The organism is Oceanimonas aquatica (assembly GCF_030732065.1).
GTDB lineage: Bacteria > Pseudomonadota > Gammaproteobacteria > Enterobacterales > Aeromonadaceae > Oceanimonas.
In genome coordinates this window covers 25,439-40,794 of sequence record NZ_JAVBHX010000015.1, presented here as the reverse complement: position 1 = coordinate 40,794, position 15,356 = coordinate 25,439, and the positions used below count along the sequence as shown (strand labels likewise).

The 15,356-nt window shown below is 61.7% G+C and carries 13 protein-coding genes and 3 tRNA genes; 10 read left to right on the top strand and 6 right to left on the bottom strand.

All coding sequences use genetic code 11. The features are described from left to right. Positions 1-26 precede the first annotated feature (26 nt). Positions 27-593 (top strand): elongation factor P, encoded by a 567-nt coding sequence (gene efp / locus Q9290_RS15940; protein WP_306080628.1) that lies wholly within the window; start codon positions 27-29, stop codon positions 591-593. 50 nt (positions 594-643) lie between these two features. Here the strand turns inward: efp and Q9290_RS15935 are convergent, their stop codons facing one another. Continuing rightward, a complete protein-coding gene (locus Q9290_RS15935) occupies positions 644-1,687 on the bottom strand; it encodes a GMP reductase (protein WP_306080627.1) in 1,044 nt (347 codons plus the stop codon). Between the two features lie 259 nt (positions 1,688-1,946). On the opposite strand from Q9290_RS15935, the gene Q9290_RS15930 reads away from it, so the two are divergent. Together Q9290_RS15930 and epmA are read left to right on the top strand one after the other, a co-directional pair. Next, complete coding sequence (locus Q9290_RS15930; protein WP_306080626.1) at positions 1,947-2,363, top strand: VOC family protein; 417 nt, start codon at positions 1,947-1,949, stop codon at positions 2,361-2,363. Between the two features lie 39 nt (positions 2,364-2,402). Next, the gene (gene epmA, locus Q9290_RS15925) at positions 2,403-3,377 is read left to right on the top strand and encodes an elongation factor P--(R)-beta-lysine ligase (RefSeq protein WP_306080625.1); all 975 of its coding nucleotides are present in this window, start codon (positions 2,403-2,405) and stop codon (positions 3,375-3,377) included. Positions 3,378-3,702: 325 nt separating this feature from the next. Here the strand turns inward: epmA and Q9290_RS15920 are convergent, their stop codons facing one another. The 4 genes from Q9290_RS15920 to rsgA all read right to left on the bottom strand — a co-directional run bounded on the left by Q9290_RS15920 (position 3,703) and on the right by rsgA (position 9,521). After that, positions 3,703-4,191 (bottom strand): DUF4136 domain-containing protein, encoded by a 489-nt coding sequence (locus tag Q9290_RS15920; RefSeq protein ID WP_306080624.1) that lies wholly within the window; start codon positions 4,189-4,191, stop codon positions 3,703-3,705. A 74-nt stretch (positions 4,192-4,265) separates the two neighbouring features. Beyond that, entirely contained in the window at positions 4,266-7,580 is a 3,315-nt protein-coding gene (gene mscM / locus Q9290_RS15915) for a miniconductance mechanosensitive channel MscM (protein ID WP_306080623.1), read from the bottom strand. A 30-nt stretch (positions 7,581-7,610) separates the two neighbouring features. Next, on the bottom strand, positions 7,611-8,471 hold the full coding sequence (gene asd, locus Q9290_RS15910) for an archaetidylserine decarboxylase (RefSeq protein ID WP_306080622.1): 861 nt from the start codon (positions 8,469-8,471) through the stop codon (positions 7,611-7,613). A gap of 15 nt (positions 8,472-8,486) precedes the next feature. Beyond that, complete coding sequence (rsgA, locus tag Q9290_RS15905) at positions 8,487-9,521, bottom strand: small ribosomal subunit biogenesis GTPase RsgA (protein WP_306080621.1); 1,035 nt, start codon at positions 9,519-9,521, stop codon at positions 8,487-8,489. 89 nt (positions 9,522-9,610) lie between these two features. Here rsgA and orn point away from each other — a divergent pair, with 89 nt between their 5' ends. The 4 genes from orn to Q9290_RS15885 all read left to right on the top strand — a co-directional run bounded on the left by orn (position 9,611) and on the right by Q9290_RS15885 (position 10,637). Next, positions 9,611-10,156 (top strand): oligoribonuclease, encoded by a 546-nt coding sequence (gene orn / locus Q9290_RS15900; protein WP_306080620.1) that lies wholly within the window; start codon positions 9,611-9,613, stop codon positions 10,154-10,156. Between the two features lie 151 nt (positions 10,157-10,307). Then, a tRNA-Gly gene (locus Q9290_RS15895) sits at positions 10,308-10,383 on the top strand. A 51-nt stretch (positions 10,384-10,434) separates the two neighbouring features. After that, positions 10,435-10,510 (top strand) — tRNA-Gly (locus Q9290_RS15890). A 51-nt stretch (positions 10,511-10,561) separates the two neighbouring features. After that, positions 10,562-10,637 (top strand) — tRNA-Gly (locus Q9290_RS15885). A 329-nt stretch (positions 10,638-10,966) separates the two neighbouring features. Here Q9290_RS15885 and queG read toward each other — a convergent pair. Next, on the bottom strand, positions 10,967-12,097 hold the full coding sequence (gene queG, locus Q9290_RS15880) for a tRNA epoxyqueuosine(34) reductase QueG (RefSeq protein ID WP_306080619.1): 1,131 nt from the start codon (positions 12,095-12,097) through the stop codon (positions 10,967-10,969). Here queG and Q9290_RS15875 point away from each other — a divergent pair. Genes Q9290_RS15875 through Q9290_RS15865 form a run of 3 tightly spaced genes read left to right on the top strand, consistent with a single transcriptional unit; the run spans position 12,096 to position 15,356 of the window. After that, entirely contained in the window at positions 12,096-13,613 is a 1,518-nt protein-coding gene (locus Q9290_RS15875) for an NAD(P)H-hydrate dehydratase (protein WP_306080618.1), read from the top strand. The genes queG and Q9290_RS15875 overlap by 2 nt on opposite strands. Then, a complete protein-coding gene (tsaE, locus tag Q9290_RS15870) occupies positions 13,576-14,043 on the top strand; it encodes a tRNA (adenosine(37)-N6)-threonylcarbamoyltransferase complex ATPase subunit type 1 TsaE (protein WP_306080617.1) in 468 nt (155 codons plus the stop codon). Before Q9290_RS15875 ends, tsaE begins: the two co-directional genes overlap by 38 nt. Further along, a complete protein-coding gene (locus Q9290_RS15865; RefSeq protein WP_306080616.1) occupies positions 14,040-15,356 on the top strand; it encodes an N-acetylmuramoyl-L-alanine amidase in 1,317 nt (438 codons plus the stop codon). The genes tsaE and Q9290_RS15865 overlap by 4 nt, the downstream gene beginning before the upstream one ends.

Genomic DNA, 15,356 nt, shown 5'->3' with positions numbered 1-15,356 from the left:
CAACTCTGTCAATCTACGAGGGTAAAATGGCCTCTTATAGTACCAATGAATTCAAATCTGGTCTCAAGATTATGCTGGACGGCGAGCCTTGTGCCATTATCGAAAACGAATTCGTTAAGCCCGGCAAAGGTCAGGCCTTCAACCGTGTAAAAATTCGCCGTCTGCTCAATGGCAAGGTGCTGGAAAAGACCTTCAAGTCCGGCGACAGCGTGGAAGCGGCCGACGTGATGGACGTGGAGCTGGCCTATCTGTACAACGATGGCGAGTTCTACCACTTCATGAACAACGACACCTTTGAACAGATCGCCGCCGACGAGAAAGCGGTAGGCGACACCAAGCTGTGGCTGAAGGAACAGGACGTGTGCGTGCTGACCCTGTGGAACGGCGCCGCCATCTCCGTGACCCCGCCCAACTTCGTTGAGCTGGAAGTGGTTGAGACCGATCCGGGCCTGAAGGGTGACACTGCCGGTACCGGCGGCAAGCCTGCCACCCTGAGCACCGGCGCCGTGGTTCGCGTGCCGCTGTTTATTCAGATTGGCGAAGTACTGCGCGTTGACACCCGCTCCGGCGAATACGTGTCCCGCGTAAAATAAGCGATTTACGAATACAAAAACGGCGCCTTTCGGCGCCGTTTTTTTTCGTCTTACTCTTTACCGTAGACGTTGTTTTCCTGCTCGCGGACACGAATGAAGGTGGTGCGCTTGGTCAGCTCCTTCAGACGCTGGGCACCCACATAGGTACAGGTGGAGCGTACGCCGCCGAGCACGTCCTGCACGGTGTTTTCCACCGGACCACGGAAGGCCAGCTCAACGGTCTTGCCTTCGGCCGCCCGGTACTTGGCCACGCCGCCGGCGTGTTTGCCCATGGCGCTGGCGGAGCTCATGCCGTAGAACTTCATGAACTGCTTGCCGTCACGCTCGATCAGCTCGCCACCACATTCTTCGTGGGCCGCCAGCATGCCGCCCAGCATTACGAAGTCGGCGCCGCCGCCAAAGGCCTTGGACACGTCACCGGGGCAGGTGCAGCCGCCGTCGCCGATGATCTGACCACCCAGGCCGTGGGCCGCATCGGCACACTCGATAATGGCGGACAGCTGGGGGTAACCAACGCCGGTCTTGACGCGAGTGGTACATACGGAGCCCGGGCCTATGCCCACCTTGACGATGTCGGCACCGCACAGGATCAGCTCTTCCACCATTTCACCGGTGACCACGTTGCCGGCAATGATGGTGTGGGTGGGGCACTGCTCGCGCACACGAGACACGAAAGAGGCGAAGTGCTCGCTGTAGCCGTTGGCCACGTCGATGCAGATAAAGCCCAGCTCGTCAGACAGGGCCAGGATCTGCTGCAGTTTTTCAAAGTCACGCTCGGAGGTGCCGGTGGACACGATCACGTGCTTGAGCACATCGCTGCCGGCATCGGTGACAAATGCCTGCCATTGGTCAACCGAGTAGTGTTTGTGAACCGCGGTCAGCATCTCGTGACGAGCCAGCGCACGGGCCATTTCAAAGGTGGCAACAGTGTCCATGTTGGCGGCGATGACCGGTACCCCGGACCAGCGGCGACCCGAATGCTTAAAGGTGAACTCACGGTTCAGTTCGACCTGAGCGCGGCTGTTGAGGGTGGAGCGCTTGGGGCGAAACAGCACATCCCTAAAGCCCAGTTTCAAGTCTTCTTCGATACGCATTGGTATTACCTCAGTAAATGACAGGCATAAAAAAACCGGGGGTTTTTTAGGCCCCCGGTTTTCAGCATTCTAGCCACGGCGAACTTTTTTGCAACCATTCCTGACTACAAGTTCAGAAATATTATTCATGGTGGTCACGCGGGCGTCAGCAGGCGGTTTGCGGCGTTGCTGACGATCTGCTCGCTTCGGCCGGCAGCGGCTTTTATTTTGCTCAAAATTGCGCCATTATTGGCTCAACCAAGGGGCGAGGGGCGATGTCATGTTCAGGGTGATGGGACTGGATCATCTGGTGCTGCGGGTGCGCAACCCCCAGCGAATGCTGGACTTTTACTGCAAGGTGCTGGGCTGTTGCCTGGAGCGCGAGAAAGCCGAGATTGGGCTGTATCAGTTGCGCGCCGGGGATCAGCTGATCGATTTGGTGGATATTCGCGGCCCGCTGGGCGGTGACGGCGAGGCCGCCGATCAGTGCAAGGCCAACATGGATCATTTTTGTCTTCGGATCGATCCGTTTGATCCCGATGCGCTGCTCAATTATCTCAGCCTGTCGGGAGTGGTCTGCGAGCCACCGGTCATGCGCTACGGGGCTCAAGGGGAAGGGCCGTCGATCTACCTGTTTGATCCGGAAGGCAATCAGATCGAGCTGAAAGGCCATATCGACACTGCCAGTCGCGATTGATTCCAAGTACACTCGGCGCTTTTTGCAGAGTGCCTTTTCATGACGACTTCAACCTGGTCTCCCACCGCTGATGTTACCCGGCTGCGCCGGCGGGCCGAACTGCTGGCCCGCATTCGTGGCTTTTTTGCCGAGCGTGGCGTGCTGGAGGTCGACACACCCACCCTGGCGGCGGCCGGGGTCACCGATCTGCATCTGGAAAACTTTGTTACCCGCTTTACCGGCCCCGGCATGGCCGGTGGCCAGGATCTTTATCTGCAGACGTCCCCGGAATTTCACATGAAGCGGCTGTTGGCGGCCGGCAGCGGCCCCATCTATCAGATCTGCAAATCCTACCGCAACGAGGAGTCGGGCCGGCTGCACAACCCCGAGTTCACCATGCTGGAATGGTACCGCCCGGGCTTTGACCATCACCGGCTGATGGACGAAATGGCCGAGCTGCTGCAATGGGTGCTGGATTGCGGCGAGCCCGAGCGCATGAGTTATGCTGCCGCCTTTGAACGCACACTGGGAATTTGCCCGCTGACCGCATCCCTTGATGCGCTGCGAAGCGCTGGACGGGGCCTCGGTGCCGACGATCTGCTGGCCCGGGAAGATGACAGGGACACCCTGCTGCAACTGTTGTTTGCCCTGGGGGGGGAGCCTGTGATCGGCCAGCAAGTACCCTGTTTCGTGTATGACTTTCCCGCCAGCCAGGCGGCCCTGGCACGCATCAGCCGGGCCGACGCCCGTGTGGCCGAGCGCTTTGAGGTGTATTACCAGGGCATTGAGCTTGCCAACGGTTTTCACGAACTGAGCGACGCCACCGAGCAGCGCGCCCGTTTTGAGCAGGACAACAAACAGCGCCGGGCGCGGGGGCTGGCGGCCAAGCCGGTGGATGAATACCTGCTGGCGGCGCTGGCGGCGGGCTTGCCCGACTGCGCCGGCGTGGCGCTGGGTATCGACCGGTTGATCATGCTGGCCCTCGGTGCCGAGCGGCTGGAGCAGGTGATTGCCTTTCCCGTCACTCGGGCGTGAAAGCCGCCTGTCACTTGGGGGCAAGGTGAAGCACCAGCAGGGTTGCCTCCTTCGACACGCTTCAAGCCCTTCCGTGGGACGCTCGGCAAATGCCTTCCTTGGCATTTGACGGTCGAATCCGGCAATCCCTGCTGTTGCTTCGAGTAACATCAGCGCTGCCTGTTAGTGGTCAGTCAGCTCCGAGTGTTCATAGGAGGGCAAAGGGTTTCTGCTTCGCCGTGCCCTTCGCGTCAGGGATGGCGCGATGGAGCCTACAGGGAAGTATTCACGGCGTGCCGGCGAAGTAGTGCCCTGTGACCGACGGTGTGCGCCGGATCTGCAGGAATCAGGGCTTTGGCGGGTAATTTTCCAGCAGCTCTTCTACCTGCTGGCTGATCTTGTTGCTGCGGGCGGCACCGCGCACCCGTTCGCCGGGAAAGGCGTTGGGATGGCGGCTTTTCCACAGCACTCGCCCAGAGCCGGGCTGCTCCAGCCACAGTACCAGGTGCTGTTCACGGCGGGCGCCGTATACCCGCTCTTCATCCCAAAAGCCACTGCGGCCGAACATGCTGGGCATGGTGGTCAGCAACCTTACGTTTTCATCGAGCCGGTAGTTCAGCCACAGCGAAGCCTGCTTCGGTCCGGTGAGGGTAAGACCTCGAGTGGGCAGCAGGGTACGCACGGCATCGGCGATGCGGGCGCCGTCCAGTGAGCTGGTATCCATCTCTGGCGCCAGCGCCACCGTATCAAAGCGGCGAAAGTCGGTGTCTTCCGCGTAATCGTAGGGAGCGGTACAGCCGCTCAGCAGCAGAACAAGGGCAAGGATCCGTAACATGACCGCCTCCCGGTAGCTTGGGGCCAACAACCAAGTGTGGGCCGGCCGGTTGACCTGTGCAAGTCAGCCCGGCGTTACCCCTGGGGTTCTGCCGGGTTCAGAGACAGGCCCTGTTCGCCCACCAGCCGAATGTCCACCTGCTGGTGAGGAATGCGAATATCGTGGCGGCGCAGCCGCTCCAGCAACAGGTTGTGCAGCTCGTGAGTCATGGGCATGCGGTGGCCCATATCGTTCACATACACCCGCACCTCGTACACCAGAGCCGAGTCGGTCAGCTCCACCAGAAACGCCTCGGGCACCGGGTTGTCGAGGATCAGGCCGCACTCATTAATGGCTTCCTGCAGCAGTCGCTGCACCAGATCCACGTCGGCATCCAGCCGCACCCGCACATAAAGTTTGACCCGGGTTATGGCGTCCGACAGCGACCAGTTGACGAACTGCTCGGTGATAAAGGCCTTGTTGGGCACGATGATCTCGCGCCGGTCCCAGTCCACTATGGTGGTGGCCCGGGTCTTGATCTTGGAAATGGTGCCGGTGAGATCCCGAATGGTGACGGTATCGCCGATGCGAATGGGTTTTTCAAACAAAATGATCAGGCCCGACACAAAGTTGGCGAAGATTTCCTGCAGGCCAAAGCCCAGGCCGACCGACAGCGCCGCCACCAGCCATTGCAGTTTGGACCAGTCGATGCCCAGCATGGCAAAGGTGGCAAAGGCCCCGAACAGCAGTACCAGATACTTGGAAATGGTGGTGATGGCAAAGCCGGTACCGGGCGACAGATCCAGGTGCTGCAGCAGACTCAGTTCCATCAGCCCCGGCAGGTTGCGGGCGGTGATCAGCGTCAATACCACCAGGAACACGGCGATCACCAGATCCTTGAGCGAGATGGGCACCAGGGTGTCTTCGCCGGCGAGGGAGCTGGACACATGCCACACCTCAATGCTGTCGAGAAAACTGAAGGCGGTATTGATCTCCGACCACAGCAGCATCAGGGTCAGAATATAGCCCAGCATCAACACCGAGCGCAGCAACCCCAGCGACTGGGCGCTGATGGTTTCCAGATCCACTTCGGCCACGGCGGCGGCTTCGGCTTCCGGGCTGGGCGGTGTTTCGTGGGGCTCGTCCCGTTCCTTTTCCTTGCGCTGGGCCAGGATCTCGGCGCGCCGGGCCTTGGCTCGCTCAAAGGCCAGCCGCCGGCGTTGCAGCAGCATCCAGCGGCGTACCGAAAAGTACGCCATGACAAACCCCAGGCCTGCCAGTACCGAGATTTCCAGCTGGCGCAGCAGGGTGTGGGCGGTAAACAGGTAGCCCATCATGGCGGCGGCCAGGGCCAGCAAGGGGGCCGTGATCAGCAGGCCCCACAGCAGGTGGTTGGCCAGGGTCAGGTGCTCCTGGCGCGGCGTGGATACCAGCAGTGGCATGTCCTGGCGGTACAACCGCCAGGAAAACAGGCTCATTAGCACACAGGTATAGATAAACGCCAGCCGGCCCAGGGTGTCGTAGAGCGAAAACTCCTTGAACTCCCGGGAGGTGTAGAGCAACAGCAGCATGGGCAGCAGGCTCAGCATCAGGGTACGGAACTGGCGCCAGACCCGGCGCACCTGCTCGGCGGACAGGTTAAAGTGCATCACCAACAGCCCCTTGGGCAGGGTCAGGTTGCCCACCAGCAGCAGAATGAACACCGGCAGCATCAGCTCCCGCAGGCCTGCCGACAGCGATACTACTATGGGTGAGGCCAGGGGCGAGTCGATGGCATGGGACAGCAGGGACAGCAGCGCCGGCAGCGGCAGGGCAGTGAGCAGGCTGAGCAGCAAAGTATTGAAGGTGTAACCGTACTTGTCCTGGGTGACGTTGCCGATGCGGGGGCTGATGCGCGTCAGATAATCCCGCAGGCTGCGCCGGCTCAGCAGCCAGAGATAGAGCACCACCAGGGTGCTGATGCCATACAGGGTCAGGCTGGCGCCGCCCTGCTGCTGCAGTGCTCTGGGCAGGGCGGTCCAGGTGGCGGGCAGGGTCAGCCAGTCCAGGGTTTCCAGCAGGGCGGCGGGAAAACCGCTGCCAATGGGGCGCAGATCCGGCAGCCAGAACAGTCGTTCGTCGGTCAGGGCGCGAATCTCCTCCAGCTGACCATTTTGCCGGCTGTAGGCCACCTTGAGCCGGGTCTGCTCATGGATCTGGTTGTCGGTGGCGGCCTGCAACCGCTCCAGCAACCGGGCCCGGGTGGTGAGCAGTTCGTCGAGCAGCAGCAATTGCTCCTCGCTCAGATCCTGCTCCAGGGTCAGCAGCCGGTTGCGGTAACTGTTGTTGGCAATGTCGTCGAGATCTTCCTGGTAGCCGTAGCGATCCACCCGGCTCTGGACGATGCGGGCTTCGAGCTGGGAAAGCGGGTAGGGCGCCGGCAGCTCGCTCAGGCGGTTGCGCAGGTTTTCGCCAAAGCCCCGGCTTACCTCCAGCCACTCGAGCTGCTCCTTGAGGTTGTTCTTGAGGGTGGTGAGTTCGCTGACGGCGTTTTCCACCGCCTGGTTTTCCAGTTGCAGCGATTCGATGGTGCGGCTGCGCTCCACCAGGGTGGCCGACAGCTGCTGGTTGCGCTCCTGCTCACGGGCAAGTCCCGGTGAGTCGGTCTGCACCTCGTCCAGCAGGCGTTCGCTTTCGGCGATGGCGGCTTCGGTGGTGGCCCGGCGCAGCTCGTTCTGGCGGTTTTGCAAAGCGTCTATGTACTGGTCAAGATCGGTGAGCCGGTGTTGCAGTATCTCCAGGCGCAGCTTGTTGAGGGTGTCCCGGTTGCCGGACGACAGCTGCTCCAGCTCCAGCATCTGAATGCGCCGCTGCAGGGTCTGCTCCTTCACCATGGTCAGAATGCGGCTGGCGTTCTGCTGCCGGCTCTGGTTGTCGGCAAACTGCAGCTCGTCGAGGTTTTGCTGGGTCTGGCGCAACTGCTGGCGCAGCTCGTCGAGCTGGTTGTGCAGGCCGCTGTTGCTCAGTTCCTGCAGGTTAAAGGTGTTGGCCAGCTCTTCGCGCTGACGACGAAGCTCCAGTCGCCGGGCCTGGGCATCCACCAGCGCCTGATCGAGATCCGGGCCGTCGAGCAGGGCGATGCTTTCGGTGGTGGTGGTTTTAAGATTGGCCTTTTGCTGCTCCAGCTTTTTCAGCGCGTTCGGATAGTCGTCCATGAACTTGCGCAGGCTGTCGGTCTGGTTGCGGTAGCGTTCGCCTTCGCGCACCAGTTGCAGTGCCTGATTGTAGCTGTCGCGCAGTTTTTGCAGCTCGGGTTTGTCCCCTTCCGGAATTTCCTTCAGCAGGGCCTCGATATCGGCCACGCTCTGATCCGCCGGCACCGGGGCCGGCAGCAACAACAGCATGAAAAACAGCAGAATGGGGGCAAACACGGCGGCGTCTCTCAGTGGCGCATGATTACATTATGGTCGCACAAGACGGCCGAACTCGGTGCCCATGCGGGTGGGCGTACCGGGGGTAAGCGCCTCGTTCAGGGCCACCCGGTCCGGGCCGAACAGGCACACCACGGTACTGCCCAGCTTGAACCGGCCCATTTCCTCGCCTTTCGCCAGGCGCGGGGCGGTGTCGGCATCGTAGTCCCAGCGCTGCACCCGCTTGCCCGGGGGCGGGGTGATGGTACCGGCCCAGACGGTTTCAATACTGGCCACTATGGTGGCGCCCACCAGCACCATGGCCATGGGGCCGGCGGCGGTGTCAAAGATGCACACCACCCGCTCGTTGCGGGCAAACAGCTCGGGTACCCGCGAGGCGGTGAGCGGGTTGACCGAAAACAGCTCGCCGGGCACGTAGATCATGGTTCTCAGTACGCCGTCGAGGGGCATATGAATACGGTGATAGTCCCGGGGGGCCAGATAGATGGTGGCGAAGTCGCCGCCGATAAAGGGTGCCGCCAGGGCCTTGTCGCCACCCAGCAGGGCGCGGGCACTGTAATCGTGGCCCTTGGCCTGAATGATGCGACCCTGTGCAATGGGCGCCAGCTGGCTGATGGCGCCGTCCACCGGCATGGCCAGCACGTTTTCACCGTCCACCAGCGGGCGAACACCTTCTTTTAACGGGCGGGTAAAGAATTCGTTGAAGCTTTTGTAGTGGCCGGGCTCGGCGTGGGCGGCCTCGCTCATGTCGACCTTGTAGCGGTGAATAAACTTTTTAATCAGCCACTGGGTGAGGGCTCCGGCCTCGGCGGCGGCGAGTTTGCCCACCAGGCGGGACAGCAAATGCTTGGGCAACGAGTATTGCAGCAAAATCTTCAAATGATCTTTCATTCTGGGTTCACACAGTCAGGAATTGGGATGGTAGCGGTCGGGCTTGTCCGCCATGGCGTCCATGATGCGGTGGTAGCTGTCGAGCCGTTCTGAATGAATACGGCCGTCGGCGGCGGCTTCCTGCAGCAGGCAGCCGGGATCGGCGCCGTGCTTGCAGTCGCGAAAACGGCAGCCGCCCAGGTAGTCGCGAAACTCGCGAAAACACCAGGCTACCCGGGCGGGATCCAGGTGCCAGAGGGAAAACTCGCGAATGCCGGGGGAGTCGATTAACGAGCCGCCGGTGGCAAAATGATACAGCCGGGCGGTAGTGGTGGTGTGCTGGCCCAGGCCCGAGTTGTCGGACACGGCGCCGGTCAGGGCCTCGACATCGGGCATGATGGCGTTGACCAGGGACGACTTGCCCACCCCGGACTGGCCCACAAAGATGCTGGTGTGATCACTCAGCGCCTGTTGCAGCTCTTCCAGGCCTTCGCCGGTGTCGCAGCTCACCAGCAGCACCCGGTAGCCAATGTCGCGGTAGCGCTGCAAGTCGTGCTCGGCCTGACGGCGCTGCTCGTCGCTCAGTAGATCCACCTTGTTGAGCACCAGCATGGGGGGCATGTCCACGTCTTCGGCGGCCACCAGGTAGCGGTCGATAATATGGCAGCTCAGCTCGGGCAACACAGAGGACACCACCACGATTTGATCGATATTGGCGGCCACTGGCTTGATGCCGTCGTAATAGTCGGGGCGGGTGAGCACGGTGGCACGCGGGTGCACGGCTTCCACGACGCCGCTGATGCCCTGCAGTACCTCGGTGCCCGGACGCCACACCACCCGGTCGCCGGTCACCAGCGAGCCCAGGGTGCGACGCATATTACAGCGGTGGATCTCGCCCTCGCTGTCTTCAATGTCCGCGTGCTGACCAAAGCGGCTGATCACTACCCCTTCCTGGGGCGGGCCCAGCAGGGTGTCGTCGAACACCTCGGTGTGCTGTTTTTTCAGGCGGCGGCTTTGGTTGTCGCTTACGCGGCGTTTCTGGCCTTTGCTCAGGCGTCTCTTCTTGGTCACGCTGTCCTCGAACCTGTTTTCACTGCCGGCTATGATACACTTTCCCGTTCAACCTTGTCCTTATTTGCCAAGCCGCAGGAAAGCAACTTATGAGCCAAAGTGCCGAAAACCTGGTGTGGATCGATCTGGAAATGACCGGTCTGGAGCCCGACGAACACCGCATTATCGAAATTGCCAGCATCGTCACCGACAAGGAGCTGAACATTCTGGCGGAAGGCCCGGTGCTGGCCATTCACCAGAGCGAGGCCGAACTTGGCAAAATGGATGACTGGAACGTGCGTACTCACACCGGCTCCGGTCTGGTGGCCCGGGTGCAGGCCAGCACAGTGACCGAAGAGCAGGCGGTGGCCCAGACCCTGGCGTTTTTGCGCCAGTGGGTGCCGGAAGGCAGCTCGCCCCTGTGCGGCAACTCCATCGGCCAGGACCGGCGCTTTCTGGCCCGGCACATGCCGGTGCTGGAAGCCTTCTTTCACTATCGCAACGTGGACGTGAGCACCATCAAGGAGCTGGTGCGCCGCTGGCAACCGGCGTTGCTGGAGCAATTTACCAAAAAGGGCAGCCATCAGGCGCTGGACGATATTCGTGAGTCCATTGCCGAACTGCAGTTCTACCGCCAGCATGTGTTTACCATCTAAGCCGGAATCCGGCACTTTTTGTGCGTCTGGCGACATTTTCGGCAGTCGGCAATCACCGTCAAAAAAAGGCTTGCATTCGATCGGCGCGTGCTTATACTACGCCTCCCGTAGCCAAGGGGAAATGCGAAGCAAGCCACTGGTTGCGGTGAGTGCGGGAATAGCTCAGCTGGTAGAGCACAACCTTGCCAAGGTTGGGGTCGCGAGTTCGAATCTCGTTTCCCGCTCCAAATTGAAAAACATGGGTCACCAGGCCGGTGTTTGAAAGCAAGTTAAAATCTGCGGGAATAGCTCAGCTGGTAGAGCACAACCTTGCCAAGGTTGGGGTCGCGAGTTCGAATCTCGTTTCCCGCTCCAAATTGAAAAACATGGGTCACCAGGCCGGTGTTTGAAAGCAAGTTAAAATCTGCGGGAATAGCTCAGCTGGTAGAGCACAACCTTGCCAAGGTTGGGGTCGCGAGTTCGAATCTCGTTTCCCGCTCCAAATTAAAAAAGCCGACCTCAGGGTCGGCTTTTTGCTTTACGGAATTCGCACAAGGTCACGCACAAGCTTGCCGAGGTTTGAGTGATGCGCGTCGTCTCGCGAGTTCGAATCTTGTTTTCACGCTTCAACATTAAAAAGCCGACCCAGTGTCGGCTTCTTTGTGCCTGAACAAGGAGGACAAAGGGGAGTCTGCGGAGCGACCCTTTGCACCAGGGATGGCGTAAAGGAGCGTACAGGGAGGTATTCACAGCGTGTCGTGGAGCAGACTGCGTTTTGGCCGACGATATTGCACGGTCTGGCAGGCGGCGCCAGTGTGTGGCAGTCAAACTTCAGCGCGCATGGGCTGGCATGCCCTTGTCCACGGCGCGGATCAGCCGGGCGGTTTTGCGATCCTGGCGTTCCAGCTTTTGTTGCTGTTGTGCCAGCGCCCAGTCGATGTGCTCCCGTACCATGTCATCCACCTTATTGCGTTTTTGCTCCAGGGCAAACACTACCGTCGGGCTGGCCGGCGCGTTGCCCAGGGCCACGGCGAGGTTACGCAGCCAGCGGCGGTGGCCAATGCGGCGAATGGGGCTGCCCTCGGTCATTTTCAGAAAATGGGCCTCGCTCCAGTCAAACAGCTCAAGCAGTTGCGGTGCATGCAACTGCTCCCGGGGGGCAAAGTCCGGCTCTTTACTGGCATTGGCAAAGCGGTTCCAGGGACAGATGAGCTGGCAGTCATCACAACCGTAAATGCGGTTGCCCATCAGTGGGCGGAATTCTTCCGGAATGGGGCCGTCCAGCTCAATGGTGAGGTAGGAAATGCAGCGGCGGGCATCCACCACATAGGGCTCAACAATGGCCTGAGTGGGGCAGATGGTCAGGCAGGCCACGCAGTGGCCGCAGCCTTCTTCCTGCTCCGGCACATCCACCGGCAGTGGCAGGTTGACCAGCAGCTCCCCCAGAAAAAAGAAGGAGCCCTGCTCGCGGTTAATCACCAGGGAGTGCTTGCCGGTCCAGCCCAGACCGGCATTGGTCGCCAGCGGGCGCTCCAGCACCGGCGCCGAGTCCACAAAGGGGCGAGCCACGAGACCATCGGCCCGCTCGGCAATTTTGTCCGCCAGTTTCTTCAGCCGGTTGCGCAGCACCTTGTGGTAATCCCGCCCAAGGGCATAGCGGCTGATATAGCCTTTTTCCGGATCACTCAGCACATGGGCGATGGCGGCATGTTCTGGCAGGTAATTCATGCGCACCGAAATCACCCTGAGCGTGCCCGGTAGCAGCTCATGGGGGCGGGCACGCATCATGCCATGGCGGGCCATGTAGTCCATCTCGCCGTGGTAGCCTTTCGCCAGCCAGTCGGCCAGTTGGGGCTCGTGTGCGGACAGATCGGTACCGGTAATGCCGGCCTGGTCAAAGCCTAGCTCTGCCGCCCAGAGCTTGATATCGTGAGCCAATGCATCGAAATCGGGAGTGGTCATGAGCATTACCGGTCTGGAAAAGCCCCATATTCTAACACAAGGGCTCTGGCTGCTGGAGCAGATCAAGCTGGGTGAACGGCAGGCCGCCGCCGCCATGGGCATGGCCATGTTTGAGCTGATGTCCCGGGCCGGCCTGGCGGCCTTTGAACTGGCCCGGCGGCAATGGCCCGATGCCCGCCACTGGTGGGTGTTTTGTGGCGGCGGTAATAACGGTGGCGACGGCTATGTGGTGGCGCGGTTGGCCCGGGCGGCCGGTATTCGCGTGCAGCTGGTGCAGATGGGGGACGCCGAGGCCCTGACCGGGGACGCCGCTACCGCCCGGGATCACTACCGGGCCGACGGTGGCGCTATTGAGACCCTGGGAGCCCTGCAGGGCCAGCCGGATCTGGTGATCGATGCCCTGCTCGGCACCGGTCTCAGCGGCGAGCCCAGAGAGCCGGCCAGGCAGCATATTGCCGCCATCAACCGGCTGGGCGTGCCGGTGCTGGCGGTGGATCTGCCGTCCGGCCTGTGTGCCGACACTGGCTGCATTCCCGCCGAGGCGGTGGCGGCGGAGACCACCATCAGCTTTGTCGGCCTCAAGACCGGCCTGCTGACCGGCCGGGGACCCGACGTATGCGGCCGGGTGTGGCTGGCGGATCTCGGCATTCAGCACCGGCTGGAACAGACACCGGCCATGCAACTGCTGCACTGGCAATCACAGCGGGCGTTTCTGCCCGGGCGCCGGCGCGGTGCTCACAAGGGAGAAACGGGCCGGCTGCTGGTGGCCGGCGGCCATGCCGGCATGAGCGGCGCCATTCGTCTGGCGGGGGAAGCGGCCTTGCGTTGCGGTACCGGACTGGTGCGGCTGGTAAGCCACCCCGAGCATGTGCAGTTACTCAACCTGACCCGGCCCGAGCTGATGACCGCCGTCTTTCCGGGATTTGACCAGTGGGATTGGGCCGATGCCCTGGTGCTGGGCCCGGGCCTGGGCCGGGACGACTGGAGCCACACGTTGCTGGCGGCGGCGATGCATGCCGGCAAACCCATGGTGATCGACGCCGATGCCCTGCACCTGCTGAAGGGCAAGGCGCCTGCCCGGGCCGTGATTACGCCCCATTCGGGGGAAGCGGCGGCCCTGCTGGGTTGCTCCGTCGCCGAGGTTGAAAGCAACCGGCTGGATGCGGTGCGGCAATTGCGGGAACAAACCGGCGCCGTTGTGGTCCTCAAGGGCGCCGGCAGTCTGATTGCCGGTGATGATGGCCTGGCCCTGTGCCCTCACGGCAATCCGGGCATGGCGTCGGGAGGCATGGGCGATTTGTTATCTGGTATAATCGGCGCCTTTCTGGCCCAGGGCCTGGCCCCTGAAGCCGCGGCCCGGCTGGGGGTATGCCTGCATGCCCGGGCCGGTGATGTCGCCGCCGGCTTTGGCATGGTCGGCATGCTGGCATCGGACTTGCTTACACCCATTAGAAGCCTTATTAATCGAACGGATGAACATGACAACAACAAGCCTGACCCTGACTCTGGCCGATGAAGCGGCCACCCTGGCGCTGGGTGGAGCCCTGGCCCGCAGCGGCAACGATGCCTGTGTCATTTTTTTGCACGGTGAGCTGGGCGCGGGCAAAACCACCTTCAGCCGCGGCGTGATTCAAGGCCTTGGTCACCAGGGCAAGGTGAAAAGCCCTACCTACACCCTGGTGGAGCCCTACCAGTTTGGCGATCGCGCCATTTATCATTTTGATCTTTACCGCCTGGCGGATCCGGAAGAGCTGGAATACATGGGTATTCGCGATTATTTCACCGACCACAGCCTGTGCCTGGTGGAGTGGCCGGAGCGGGGAGCAGGCATGCTGCCAAGCCCGGATCTGGACATTACCCTGAGCTACGATGGCGAGGCCCGCCGGGCTTTGCTGGAGGCCCACACCGACACCGGCCGGAAACTCTTGCAGGCGGTGCAAGCATGAGAGTCCTGCTGACCCTGTTTTGTCTGTTGTGCTCCGTCAGTGCCTGGGCCAACCAGCTGGAAGGCATTCGCATCTGGCCGTCGCCCGACAATACTCGCATCGTGCTCGACATGCAGGCCTCGCCCCGTTTTGATCATTTCATGCTGAGCGGCCCGCACCGGCTGGTGGTGGATCTGGAGCAGACTCAAAACCGGGTCAATTTTGCCGCCATCAAGAACAGCAGTGAACTGATCACCCGCATTCGCGACAGCAAACCGCCGCGGGCCGGTAGCACCCGGCTGGTGTTTGAGCTCAAGGCGTCTGCCAGTCCCGTGGTCTTTCCGCTGGCACCGGCCGGCAATTACGGTCACCGGCTGGTGATCGATCTGCCCTATCAGGATCAGAGCCGCAAGCCCGCACCCGCCGAGCGCAAGCTGGCGCCGGCGGGGCTGCGTGAGCTGGTGGTGGCGGTGGACGCCGGTCACGGCGGTGAGGACCCGGGGGCCATCGGGCCGAAAAAGAACCGGGAAAAGCACGTGACCCTGGCCATCTCCCGCAAGCTGGCTGATCTCATTAACAAGGAGCCGGGTATGCGCGCCGTGCTGACCCGCACCGGCGACTATTACGTTAACCTCAACAAGCGCTCGGAAATCGCCCGCAAGGCCAGGGCCGATCTGCTGCTGTCCATTCACGCCGACAGTGTGGCCAATCAGGGCCCGCGGGGCGCCTCGGTATGGCTGTTGTCGTCCAACCGGGCCAACCGGGAAATGGCCGGCTGGCTGGAGAAGCAGGAGCGTCAGTCGGAGCTGCTGGGCGGTGTGGGCGAAGTGATCTCCCAGACCGACGGCAACCCCTACCTCACCCGTACTTTCCTCGACCTGTCGATGGACAAGTCCCGGGCCGACAGTTATGCCATCAGCGAGCATATTTTATCGGAAATGGCCAAGGTCGTGCGGATGCACAAGCGCAAGCCCGAGCACGCCAGTCTGGCGGTGCTCAAGTCCCCGGATATTCCCTCGCTGCTGATCGAGGCGGGCTTTATTTCCAACCCCCACGAGGAGCGCCTGCTGAACAGTGCCGCTCACCAGCAAAAAATTGCCCGGGCACTGTTTAACGGGGTCAAGTCCTATTACCGCCAGAATCCGCCCAACGGCACCATGATGGCGGCCAGCGCCGCCCCTGGCAAAGCCATTCGCCACACGGTGAAAAGCGGAGAAAGCCTGTCGGTGATCGCCCGGCGCTACGGCGTGTCGGTGCGGCGCATCAAGGGCCACAACGATCTGAGGTCGGACGTGGTGCGCGTGGGGCAGGTGCTGAACATACCGGGAAGCTGA

Coding starts and splice junctions, on each gene's coding strand:
- Q9290_RS15865 (WP_306080616.1), top strand. CDS start 14,040: ATGAGAGTCCTGCTGACCCTGTTTTGTCTGTTGTGCTCCGTCAGTGCC.
- Q9290_RS15935 (WP_306080627.1), bottom strand. CDS start 1,687: ATGCGTATCGAAGAAGACTTGAAACTGGGCTTTAGGGATGTGCTGTTT.
- Q9290_RS15875 (WP_306080618.1), top strand. CDS start 12,096: ATGAGCATTACCGGTCTGGAAAAGCCCCATATTCTAACACAAGGGCTC.
- tsaE (WP_306080617.1), top strand. CDS start 13,576: ATGACAACAACAAGCCTGACCCTGACTCTGGCCGATGAAGCGGCCACC.
- epmA (WP_306080625.1), top strand. CDS start 2,403: ATGACGACTTCAACCTGGTCTCCCACCGCTGATGTTACCCGGCTGCGC.
- orn (WP_306080620.1), top strand. CDS start 9,611: ATGAGCCAAAGTGCCGAAAACCTGGTGTGGATCGATCTGGAAATGACC.
- queG (WP_306080619.1), bottom strand. CDS start 12,097: ATGACCACTCCCGATTTCGATGCATTGGCTCACGATATCAAGCTCTGG.
- Q9290_RS15930 (WP_306080626.1), top strand. CDS start 1,947: ATGTTCAGGGTGATGGGACTGGATCATCTGGTGCTGCGGGTGCGCAAC.
- efp (WP_306080628.1), top strand. CDS start 27: ATGGCCTCTTATAGTACCAATGAATTCAAATCTGGTCTCAAGATTATG.
- asd (WP_306080622.1), bottom strand. CDS start 8,471: ATGAAAGATCATTTGAAGATTTTGCTGCAATACTCGTTGCCCAAGCAT.
- Q9290_RS15920 (WP_306080624.1), bottom strand. CDS start 4,191: ATGTTACGGATCCTTGCCCTTGTTCTGCTGCTGAGCGGCTGTACCGCT.